We start from the raw sequence: 9,467 nt of genomic DNA, 5'->3' as shown, positions 1-9,467 counted from the left end.
ATCGCCGCCCGCAACGGCACCCCGATCAGTTTCTGGCAGTTCACCAAGTACGGCCTGGTCGTCACCGTGGTGACCATCACTTTGACCGCGCCGTACCTGTGGTTCCGCTACCTGACCTGACGCCGGCGCCCGGCGAGCGTGGCGCGTACGGCCGTTCTCCTCCGCACCGGCGGGTTCATGACGCAGCCGCGATCCGGGCCACGGCGGTGGCGACGCCGTCCTCTGCGCCGAGGTGTCCGGCCGACACACGGGCGGCCGGCGCCAGCTCCGCCGCCTTCTCGATGGCGGCGGCCAGCCGGGCGGCGGTGAGACGGCCCCGCAACGGCTCCGGAGCGACGCCGAGGCGGTGCAGGCGGGAGGCCCAGAACGGCTGATCGCCGACGAACGGGCGTACCACCTGAGGCACCCCCGCGCGCAGGGCCGCCGCGGCCGTGCCGACGCCGCCGTGGTGCACGGCGACGGCGACCCGTGGCAGCAGCCAGTCGTGCGGGGCCTCCTCCATCACCAGAACGTCGTCCGCGTCCGCGCCTGGCCGCAGCGCTCCCCAACCGGTGGCCAGCACGGCCCGGCGACCGGCCAGCCGGACCCCTTCCAGCACGGTGGCGGTCAGCACATCGGGATCACCGGTGGTCGAGCTGCCGAAACCCACGTAGACGGGCGGCTCGCCCTCGTCGAGGAAACGGGCCAGCCGCTCGGGCGGGGCCCAGGTGTCGTCCGCCGGCATCGTCCAGAACCCGATGGGGCGTGCGGAGTCGGGCCAGTCGGCGGGGGCGGGCAGCAGGTGCGGGCTCCAGGCGTGCAGCACGTTGCCCGTCCTGACCAGCTCGGCCATCGGCACGAAGCCGTCCCGCAGGCCGAGCGCCTCCGCCCGCCAGGTGCGGATCACGCTCCGGTACGGGGCCTCGATCGCGGCGGCGATCCGCCAGCTCGCCCGGTTGAGCGGGCCCGGTGGCCGCACCGGGACGATGGGAGAAGGAAAGGCGGACGTCGGCACGTACAGAGGGATCAGCAGACCGGCGAACGCCGGAACGCCGAGCTTCTCCGCGACGTAGGGCCCGCCGAGAGACTTGGGATGGTAGACGACGACGTCGGCCGGTCGCGCCGTGAGCGCCGCCTGGTCGTCCAGGAGGCGGCGCACCATCGGCCTGACCGACCGCGCGGCGGTGATGGCCGCGCGTACGCCCTGTCCCTTGACGGTGTTCTGCAGCTCCAGCATCTCGTCGTACAGCGGTACGAACTCCACGCCGTGTCTGGTGGCGAGCGGCTCGAACCGGCGGGGCGCGGCCAGGACCGGCCGGTGCCCGGCGGCCAGCAGTCCGCGTGCCAGCGCCAGGAACTGCTGGACGTCCCCGCGACTCCCCACGGTGATCAGTAATGGTCTCATCGCGCGTCCCGTCGTTCGTCCCACTCGTCCAGCAGCGCGGGGAAACGCTCCATCAGGAACGCGTACATGTCCCGCATCAGCTCCAGCCGCCGCCGGCGTGCGGGATCGTCGCCCACCGCCTTCAGCCCCTGCTCGGCCAGCGCCCGGAAGCCCTCGAACTCGGCCATCTTGGCGCGGAAGGCGCGGGCGAAGACGTCCTCGGCCAGCCGGTAGCGGTCACGCCGCGCGCCCCGCACCCGAAACCGCTCGACCAGCCCCGCCTGCTCCAGTTGGCGCAGCGCGATGCTCATGCTGCTCTTGGCCACGGCCAGCCCCTCGGCCAGCTCGGGCGCGTCCGCACTGCCCGACTCCGCCGTCAGGAGCCAGCCCATCACCCGCCCGGACGTCCGGCTCAGTCCCAACCGCGCGTAGAAGAGCCCGGCGTTCTCCACGAACTGATCCACACTCATGCGAACAAGCTTATCGGATAGTTCGGATTGATGCGAACAAATTGAGTTCAACGCCGTCGGTACCCGAGGTCAAGCAAGCAGTTGCCGGGCCAGAGTGCCGGCCCACCACCGTTCGACCTGATCGGGCGACCAGCCCCGTTCGTCGGTGAGGGTGCGGTAGACGTCGACGCTGCACAGCGCGGCATAGGTGTCGACGGCCGTCGGCACGTCCAGTCCTTCGCGCAAGGTGCCGGCGGGCCATGAGGAGAACACGGCGAGGCGGGTCTGGTCGGCCCTGCCGCGGCCGTCGCGGTAGACCGTGGCCAGCTCGGGGTCGGCCCGTCCGGCCTCGCGCAGCAGCATGATGATGTCTCCGGCGCGCTCGTACAGGCGCCGGTCGAAACCGGCCATCGCTGCGAGCTGCCGTGGGGGATCCGCCCCGGCGGCCTCAAGCTCCGCCGCTTGCTGGGACGGGTCGGCCGACAGGTCAGCGGCATCGGCGAGTGCCCGGGCCAGCCCGGCCTTGTTGCCGTACACGGCATAGACCGTCGGCGCGGAGACTCCGGCCTCCCGCGCCACATCGCGCACGGTGGTGGCGGCCCAGCCGCGGCTGACGAAGAGCCGGCGCGCGGCCTCGGCGATTTCGGCCCTCGTCTCCAGCGCTTGTGCCGTACGGCGTACCGAGTCGTAACGACGTCGCTCCACCTGTGCACCATAGCCGTCATCGGCGGGCCTGCCGCGCCAGAGGCCCTCAGCCGTCCTGGCGGAAAATGATCGCGACGCCCAGTGCGGCGTCACCAGGCACGAACATCTCCTGAGGACCGGTGCGGGTGATCGGAACGTCGTTGTCGAGCAGGAGCCTTTCGGCGGCGGCGAGGTCGCGCACCGACACCGCGTAGGCGACGAACGCCGGAAGGGCGGCCGGCCGCTCGCCGGGCAGCAGGTCGTCGAGCGCCGACGCGGCCACCACGCTGACGTTCGCCCGGTCGAAACGCGTCAGGTCGCCGCCCTGCGCCGGGCCGAAGTAGGTGTCGTAGCGGCGCTCCCACTCGGGCAACGCCGCGTCGTCGACGCACAGCACACATTCGACCAGCCCGGTCGCTCCGTTGGGGTGATCCGGGTGTCGCTCGTCCTGGGACGCCGCGATCGGTGCGTTCTCGGCGAACCCGATCCTGCCTTCCGGGACGCGTCCCGATGAAAGATCGGGATCCGAGATCTCCAGATAGCGGGCGGGCTCCATCCTGACACCCGCGCTGGTCTCGACAGGTCGTTGGATGTCATGCACGCCACCGTGACCGACGCCGTCGGCCTTCAGTCGCGCGGCAACGCCATCGATGTCGGGGGTGTCGGCGATCATGATGTGCACGCCTTGGAAGCGCTGAAGGAAGGACGTGATGTTGGCAGCGGTCGCACGGATGGCAGCCCGCAACCCCGGCAGTTTGTCGTCGGGTACCTGTAGCGGGATCGGCCGGGCCTCTGCCGGCATGCGGCCGGGGTCGTCCATGACTGCCACCAGTTCGACGAAATTGCCGGGGAAGTACACGTGGGTGTTGGCCACTCCGAACGGTTCGGCCGGGCCTCCCGCGACGGACGGAAGGACGGGATAGGCAGGCGCGGGCACGGTGAAGCCGAGCTGCCGATACCGCTCCATCGCCAGGCCCATGTCGTGAACGAGGTGGCCGACGTGGTGCAGGCCGTTGATGTCATCGCCCATGGCGGACTACCTCCGTTGTGTGTAGTGACGTGCTGCTCGACTGAGAAGCTCTTCCGTACGCCCTGCGAGGCGGAGCAGGCCGTTCCCAGCACCGCGCCGCCTGGACGGTCCACCGCAGATCGCCCAGGCCTCGTGACGCAGGCGGTCAACGCCCACCACCGACGTCCCACGAGGTAGATGCTGATAGTGTACTATCTTTTGATAGTACACTATCATACGCTGCAACGGTACGGTGTCCGTCCGAGCGACGGCGAACTTCATGAGCGAGCCCGAGGCGGAAGGAGAATTCGCACCCGTTGCCCCATGCCCCGCGGCGGGCCGCAGCTGATCACGGCCCGGCACGAGCAGGCAGATGCGGTACTCGGGGACAGTTCCCTCAGCGTCGGATGGCCAGGTCGACGAGCGGCGTCACAGCGGCAGTCCGAGGCCGCCGTCGAGTTCGGCCCGGGCCGGCGGTCGCCCGGGCAGGCCGCTGCCTTCGACGGACGAAGCCCGTAGGGCGTCGATGAACAGCTCAAGCTGGCGTTCGGTCGCCGAGCTGTTGCGCTCGGCGGAAAGCATGGGCACCGGGCGAGCCAGCTTGACCAGTCCGAGGGCCAGGTCGGTGACGGTGATGTCGGTGCGGAGCCCGCCCTCGCGCTGGGCGGCGCGTACCAGTGGGCGAAGCCGCCCGAGTATCCGCTGCCTCGCTGCCGCCACCTGCTGTCTCGTGGCCTGATCCGCGTGCACCCCCGGGAGCAGGAGCAGGACCAGGGCGCCGATGTGGTGACGCACGATGAAGCGCAGGAGCCGGACGATCGCGCTCCATGCGTCCGGTTCGAGCGCATTGGCGCGCTCGAACTCCTCGGTGACGAGCTCCATGTTGTCCAGCACGACGGCGCGGATCAGGGCGCCGCGGTCAGGAAAGCGCCGGTACAGGGTCGCAATGCCGACACCGGCGCGCCGCGCCACTTCCTCCAGCGATGCGTCCGCACCTTGTTCGACGAAGACCTGGCGAGCAGCGGTGATGACCTGTTCGCGATTGCGACGGGCGTCGGCGCGCAGCCGAGGAGCGCTGTCGCTCATGGGCTCATCCTCCCTACGACACGGAGGGGATGCCTCCATATGCGCCCAGCCTAGTCTCACGGTGAACTCCGAAGAGCTCACCGTCTCCCGCCGTCCTCACTCCCACCTCGAAACTGGAGGACTTCCCTCCGAATGTGTTACCTTGGCCGTGTGCTAAGTGGAGGAGTCGCCTTCACTTATTTCACACGAAGGGGAGCACTCCATGAACGACGCTCAGCCCTCCTTTCCGTTCGCTCGCCGCTGCCCGTTCGGCCCGCCGGACGAGTACGCCCGCTTGCGCGCCGAGGAGCCCGTTTCCACCGTCGTCACCCCGGGCGGCGGCACGGCCTGGCTGGTCACCCGCTACGACGACGTGCGCGCGATCTTGTCAGACACCGACTTCAGCTCCGACGCCCGCCGTCCGGGCTTCCCCGCAATGCAGCCCGAGCTGCGGCAACTTTTCGACGACCCGCCATTCGTCCGCAAGGACCCGCCCCAGCACACCCTCGAGCGGCGCACCCTGATCCAGGAATTCACCGTCAAGAGGATGAAGGCCCTACGCCCCGGCGTTCAGGCCACCGTCAACGACCTCATCGACGGCCTGTTGCGCGCGACGCCGCCGGTCGATCTGGTCGAGGCCTTCGCGCTGCCTGTGCCGTCGCTGGTGATCTCCCGCCTCCTCGGCGTCCCGTACGCCGACCACGCCTTCTTCGAATCGCGCACCCGTACCATGCTGGGCCGTTCGACCACTCCCGAGCAGTTCAGCACCGCGACGCGGGAGCTGTTCAGCTACATGAACGAACTGATCGGTACAAAGCAGCGCGAGCCCACCGACGACCTCATGGGCCGACTGATCAGCACCCACATGGAACCAGCCGGGCAACTGAGCCGGCAGACCGTGCTCAAGATGTGCACCCTGCTCCTCCAAGCCGGGCACGAGACCACCGCCAACATGATCGCGCTGGGCACCTTGGCCCTGCTGCAGGACCGCGCGCTCCTCACCGCCGTCCAGGCCGATCCGGAGATGCTGCCGCCGACGATCGAGGAGATGCTGCGGGTGTTCAGCATCGCTGACCTCGGGCCGGCCCGGGTCGCAACCAGGGACATCGAGATCGGCGGTACCCTCATCCACGCGGGCGACGGCGTCATGCCCCTGCTGGCCGCAGCCAACGCCGACCCGGTGGCGTTCTCTGACCCGGACGTGCTCGACCCCCGGCGCGACGGACGCCACCACATCGCCTTCGGCCACGGCGTGCACCAGTGCCTCGGTCAGAACCTGGCTCGCATGGAGCTGGAGGTGGTGTTCAGCACGCTTTTCGAACGCATCCCCACCCTGCGCCTGGCCGTCCCGGTCGAGGACCTACCGCTCAAGAACGACGGCGCTTTCGGACTGTACGAGCTGCCGGTCACCTGGCACTCCGCTGATACGTGACGCGGCGAACGTTACACAGGCGTCGCACGGCGGTGCCTCGCAACTCGAGCAGAGTCCTGCTCCCTGCGTCGTTCAACATGAGCGACGCAGGGCCGGTGTCCCAACGCAACCGCGTGGCGGATTTCCCGGCTACTCGCGGCGGCTACTCACTTGTCGACGCCCTGGCCGACTCCCTTCCGCAGGATGCCGAGCAGGCTGGTGAGGCTGTTTCCGCCGTGGCCGGCGGCGATGCCGCGGCGGAAGAGATCCAGGGCAGCGGTCGGCAGCGAGACGTCCACCCCTGACGCCTGCGCGGTGCGAACGACGTGTTCCAGGCTCGCCGCGCCCATGGTGAGCGTGTCCACATCGCCCGCATGGTTGCCGGCGTCGATGCGCGGGGCGTAGAACTCCAAGAAGTACCGCAGATCCATGGCGTTCAGGGCGCGGGGGAGGAACTCTTGCGCCGAGATGCCGTTGGCCTCGGCGAGCGCCTGGCCGTGCAGGTAGGCCAGCAGGCCGGTCCAGAACATGTCGATGCCTATCTGGTAGAACAGGGCGGCCAGGCCCGGGTCCTCGCCCAGATAGTCGATCCCGGTCAGCACCTCCAGGGCGCGACGATGAGTCTCGATCGCCTCCAGCGGACCGCTGTAGTAACTCATGGCCCCCGGCGTCCCGATGCCGGGCGGCGGCGTCAGCACGCCGCCGGTCACCTGTACGGCGCCGAGTTCGGCCAGCCAGGTCGCCGCCCGTCGGACCTGGTCCTGGGTATCGGACGTGAGGTTGACCACCGTACGGCCGGTCAGGGCAGCCGATGGCGCCTGCCCCAGGACGGCGTGCACGGCGTCGTAGCCCGTCAGGCTGACCACCACCAGGGTGTTGGCCGTCAGGGCCTCAGCCACTGAGGTCGCGCGGTGAGCGCCACGGGCGATCAGGCTGTCAGCCCTGGCCGGCGTACGGTTCCACACGGTCACCTCGTACCCGCGGTCCAGGTAGGCGCCGGCCATCGCCCGCCCCATGGGACCGAGGCCGATCACGGTCACGGTCATGGATGTGTCGGTCATGGATGTGAGCCTCCCGCGCTCTGGACGACCGGTCGCCTGAGCATTTCGACCAGGGACGAGATGCTGTGGTCACCGTGGCCCGCCTCGGCGGCACGGCGTACGAGATCCTGCAGGGGATTCATCCAGGACATGTCGACGTTCGCCTCTTTGGCGAAATCCGCGTCCCACTCGGCGCCGGCGAGGAAGAGGTTGACCGAGGACATCGGCCGGCTGTAGTCGCGGGAGTCGATCTCCCGGGCGTACATCGGCAGGAGGGAGGCGATCATCTCCAGCCACTTGACGCTGAAGCGCACCAGCGTGCCCGCCTCCAGCCCCCGCCCCTGGACGGCGGCCGCACCCTGGAAGAAGCCGACGAGCGCCGGTAGCAGCGTGCCGCCGACTGCCATCTCGTAGAAGGCGGCGAGATCCGCTTCCTCTCCGAGATAGACGGTGTCACCGCCCAATGCCGCCAGCACCGGCCGGTGGTCGTCGAAGACGGTCCTGTCGCCGCTGTAGTACAGCAGGGTGTCGGGTGCGCCCACGGCCGAGGGGACGTTTTTGACCGCCCCGCCGAGGAAACGGGCGCCCTGGCGGATCGCCCAGGCGGCCGTCGTGCGGGCGTCGGCCGGGGAACCGCTGTTCAGCGTGACCAGGGCGCGGCCGGCCAGCGCGGGAATGGCCGGCCGTAGTGCCTCGCGCGTGTCGTCGAAGGAGGTCAGGCATGTGACGACCAGCGGACTCGCCGCCACGGCACCTTCGATCGTCTCCGCGCCGATCGCGCCCTTCTCCACCAAAGGCACGGCCCTCGTGGCGGTTCTGTTCCACACGGTCGTCGGGTGCCCTGCAGCGAGGAACGCGCCGGCCAGCGCCGCACCCATCGAGCCGAGCCCAAGGACGCTCACCGGCATCCTGGGGTCGTTTCCGGTCATGTTGAACTCCAGTCAGGGGGTGAAAGGGGAAACGCCGCCCAAGCGGGCGGCCGTTCCATGCTGGAGCCTTTACTGCTATTTTTTCAAGTACTAACAATTTTCACACATACTGACCTTTCTGTAAGTATGAGGGAGCGTGGTCGATGAAGAAGCGGACCTTCACCTGCGGGCTCGACGCGGCCATCGCCGTCATGGGTGGCAAGTGGAAAGGGCTGATCCTGTTCGAGTTGCAGACCGAGGCGCTGCGGTTCGGAGAGCTGAGGCGGGCCGTGCCGGGCATCAGCGAGCGGGTGCTCATCCAGCAACTACGCGAGATGGAGGCCACCGGGCTTTTGCACCGCGAGGTCTACCGCCAGGTGCCGCCGAAGGTGGAGTACTCCCTCACCGAGTTCGGCCGGTCGCTGAACACCGCGCTCGGGCCGCTCGGCGAATGGGGCGAGGAACACCTCGAACGCATCGAGGACATTCCGTGGGAACAGCTTCCCTGACCGAACCGGGAGCCGGTTGAGGCGAGGCGATGCGCTGGACTACGTGGACGTCACCGAGTCCGACGAGGTCCGTGCCCTCCGGGAGCGGCACGAGCTCGTCAGCCGCTTCGCCGATCACAAGACCGCCGTGCACCGGAACCCTCCCGGGCGGTGAGCCGGAACTCTCTCGGCTGACGGCACGCAGTCCAGGCAAGGACAACCACCTGGCCCGAATGATCGCCCGCAAGAGACCATGCGGCCGAAGCAGGGCATCATGGGAACGTCGCGGAGTTCCGATGCCTCGGAGATCGCATGGAGGCCATCCCCGCAAAGATCAGCACACCCTGGTGGCACGTGCCCGCGGTATCGATCACCGGCCTCACCATTCTCCTCCTCCACCTGGCCAGCCTGGCCCTCCTCTTCCGGGTCCTCCGCACAAGAGCGCGTTCCCAGGAGGGCCTCGGCGCCTGCCACTGACCGGCCGGGGTCCCCCTCATGCATGCGTCATCGACGCGTTCCGCGTATCGCGCTCTGGCCGGCCCCGGATGTGCCGGTCTCGGCACCAGGCGGCAGCGCGGGCTTGCCATGCCACTGGCGGAAGATCAGATGGGTGTGCACCAACGCCACCTCGAGCCGTGACGTCAGCTCGTTGAGGACGAAACGCTGCAGGTCGGCAGCGTCGACAGCGGCCACGTGGATGATGTAGTCGTCGGGTCCCGTGAGGTGGTAGAGCGTGCGGGTCTCCGGCTGGGCGAGCACGTGTTCGACGAAGGCGTCCACGTGCGGCTGGCGGTGCGGCTGCAGCCGCACCGCCAGCAACGCTTCCAGAGGCCTGCCGAGAGCCGCTGAGTTCACGCGCAAGGTGTAACGCTCGATCACTCCGGCGGAGCGTAACCGGCTGACGCGGCCGAGACACGTGGATGCGGCGATGCCGACCGCTTGCGCCAGTTGCCTGTTCGTGATCCGTGCGTCGTTCTGCAGGATTCGCAGAATCTCAAGATCAATCGAATCCAAAATAGTGTTCTGGCCCATATGGAAAATATAGTTCAG

The 9,467-nt window shown here is 68.8% G+C and carries 11 protein-coding genes; 3 read left to right on the top strand and 8 right to left on the bottom strand.

Annotated elements, in window-relative coordinates; translation table 11 throughout:
• Nucleotides 1-175 precede the first annotated feature (175 nt).
• The 5 genes from E1267_RS14165 to E1267_RS14145 all read right to left on the bottom strand — a co-directional run bounded on the left by E1267_RS14165 (nt 176) and on the right by E1267_RS14145 (nt 4,591).
• The gene (locus E1267_RS14165) at nt 176-1,384 is read right to left on the bottom strand and encodes a glycosyltransferase (protein ID WP_132332903.1); all 1,209 of its coding nucleotides are present in this window, start codon (nt 1,382-1,384) and stop codon (nt 176-178) included.
• Nucleotides 1,381-1,833, bottom strand: a complete 453-nt coding sequence (locus E1267_RS14160) for a GbsR/MarR family transcriptional regulator (RefSeq protein WP_132332902.1) — start codon at nt 1,831-1,833, stop codon at nt 1,381-1,383. The genes E1267_RS14165 and E1267_RS14160 overlap by 4 nt, the downstream gene beginning before the upstream one ends.
• 69 nt (nt 1,834-1,902) lie before the next feature.
• The gene (locus E1267_RS14155) at nt 1,903-2,517 is read right to left on the bottom strand and encodes a TetR/AcrR family transcriptional regulator (RefSeq protein WP_132332901.1); all 615 of its coding nucleotides are present in this window, start codon (nt 2,515-2,517) and stop codon (nt 1,903-1,905) included.
• A 46-nt stretch (nt 2,518-2,563) separates the two neighbouring features.
• Nucleotides 2,564-3,526: a VOC family protein gene (locus tag E1267_RS14150; protein WP_132332900.1), complete on the bottom strand. Its 963-nt coding sequence runs from the start codon at nt 3,524-3,526 to the stop codon at nt 2,564-2,566.
• 408 nt (nt 3,527-3,934) lie between these two features.
• A complete protein-coding gene (locus tag E1267_RS14145; RefSeq protein WP_165959608.1) occupies nt 3,935-4,591 on the bottom strand; it encodes a TetR/AcrR family transcriptional regulator in 657 nt (218 codons plus the stop codon).
• A gap of 202 nt (nt 4,592-4,793) precedes the next feature.
• Here E1267_RS14145 and E1267_RS14140 point away from each other — a divergent pair, with 202 nt between their 5' ends.
• Nucleotides 4,794-6,002, top strand: coding sequence for a cytochrome P450 (locus E1267_RS14140; RefSeq protein ID WP_132332898.1), 1,209 nt, complete (start codon nt 4,794-4,796; stop codon nt 6,000-6,002).
• A gap of 146 nt (nt 6,003-6,148) precedes the next feature.
• Here E1267_RS14140 and E1267_RS14135 read toward each other — a convergent pair whose 3' ends face one another.
• Nucleotides 6,149-7,042 carry an NAD(P)-dependent oxidoreductase gene (locus tag E1267_RS14135; RefSeq protein WP_132332897.1) on the bottom strand — a complete coding sequence of 298 codons (894 nt, stop codon included), beginning with the start codon at nt 7,040-7,042 and terminating at the stop codon, nt 6,149-6,151.
• Nucleotides 7,039-7,950, bottom strand: a complete 912-nt coding sequence (locus E1267_RS14130) for an NAD(P)-dependent oxidoreductase (protein ID WP_132332896.1) — start codon at nt 7,948-7,950, stop codon at nt 7,039-7,041. The genes E1267_RS14135 and E1267_RS14130 overlap by 4 nt, the downstream gene beginning before the upstream one ends.
• A gap of 143 nt (nt 7,951-8,093) precedes the next feature.
• Here E1267_RS14130 and E1267_RS14125 point away from each other — a divergent pair, with 143 nt between their 5' ends.
• Together E1267_RS14125 and E1267_RS44315 are read left to right on the top strand one after the other, a co-directional pair.
• Nucleotides 8,094-8,438, top strand: a complete 345-nt coding sequence (locus E1267_RS14125) for a winged helix-turn-helix transcriptional regulator (RefSeq protein WP_132332895.1) — start codon at nt 8,094-8,096, stop codon at nt 8,436-8,438.
• Between the two features lie 16 nt (nt 8,439-8,454).
• A complete protein-coding gene (locus tag E1267_RS44315) occupies nt 8,455-8,592 on the top strand; it encodes a hypothetical protein (RefSeq protein WP_165959607.1) in 138 nt (45 codons plus the stop codon).
• A gap of 329 nt (nt 8,593-8,921) precedes the next feature.
• On the opposite strand, the gene E1267_RS14120 is transcribed toward E1267_RS44315, so the two are convergent.
• Nucleotides 8,922-9,449 carry an Lrp/AsnC family transcriptional regulator gene (locus E1267_RS14120; RefSeq protein WP_132332894.1) on the bottom strand — a complete coding sequence of 176 codons (528 nt, stop codon included), beginning with the start codon at nt 9,447-9,449 and terminating at the stop codon, nt 8,922-8,924.
• Nucleotides 9,450-9,467 lie beyond the last annotated feature (18 nt).

Source organism: Nonomuraea longispora (assembly GCF_004348345.1).
Classification (GTDB): Bacteria; Actinomycetota; Actinomycetes; order Streptosporangiales; family Streptosporangiaceae; genus Nonomuraea; species Nonomuraea longispora.
This window is presented reverse-complemented; position numbering and strand designations above follow the sequence as displayed.

Coding starts and splice junctions, on each gene's coding strand:
- E1267_RS14165 (WP_132332903.1), bottom strand. CDS start 1,384: ATGAGACCATTACTGATCACCGTGGGGAGTCGCGGGGACGTCCAGCAG.
- E1267_RS14160 (WP_132332902.1), bottom strand. CDS start 1,833: ATGAGTGTGGATCAGTTCGTGGAGAACGCCGGGCTCTTCTACGCGCGG.
- E1267_RS14150 (WP_132332900.1), bottom strand. CDS start 3,526: ATGGGCGATGACATCAACGGCCTGCACCACGTCGGCCACCTCGTTCAC.
- E1267_RS14145 (WP_165959608.1), bottom strand. CDS start 4,591: ATGAGCGACAGCGCTCCTCGGCTGCGCGCCGACGCCCGTCGCAATCGC.
- E1267_RS14140 (WP_132332898.1), top strand. CDS start 4,794: ATGAACGACGCTCAGCCCTCCTTTCCGTTCGCTCGCCGCTGCCCGTTC.
- E1267_RS14135 (WP_132332897.1), bottom strand. CDS start 7,042: ATGACCGACACATCCATGACCGTGACCGTGATCGGCCTCGGTCCCATG.
- E1267_RS14130 (WP_132332896.1), bottom strand. CDS start 7,950: ATGACCGGAAACGACCCCAGGATGCCGGTGAGCGTCCTTGGGCTCGGC.
- E1267_RS14125 (WP_132332895.1), top strand. CDS start 8,094: ATGAAGAAGCGGACCTTCACCTGCGGGCTCGACGCGGCCATCGCCGTC.
- E1267_RS14120 (WP_132332894.1), bottom strand. CDS start 9,449: ATGGGCCAGAACACTATTTTGGATTCGATTGATCTTGAGATTCTGCGA.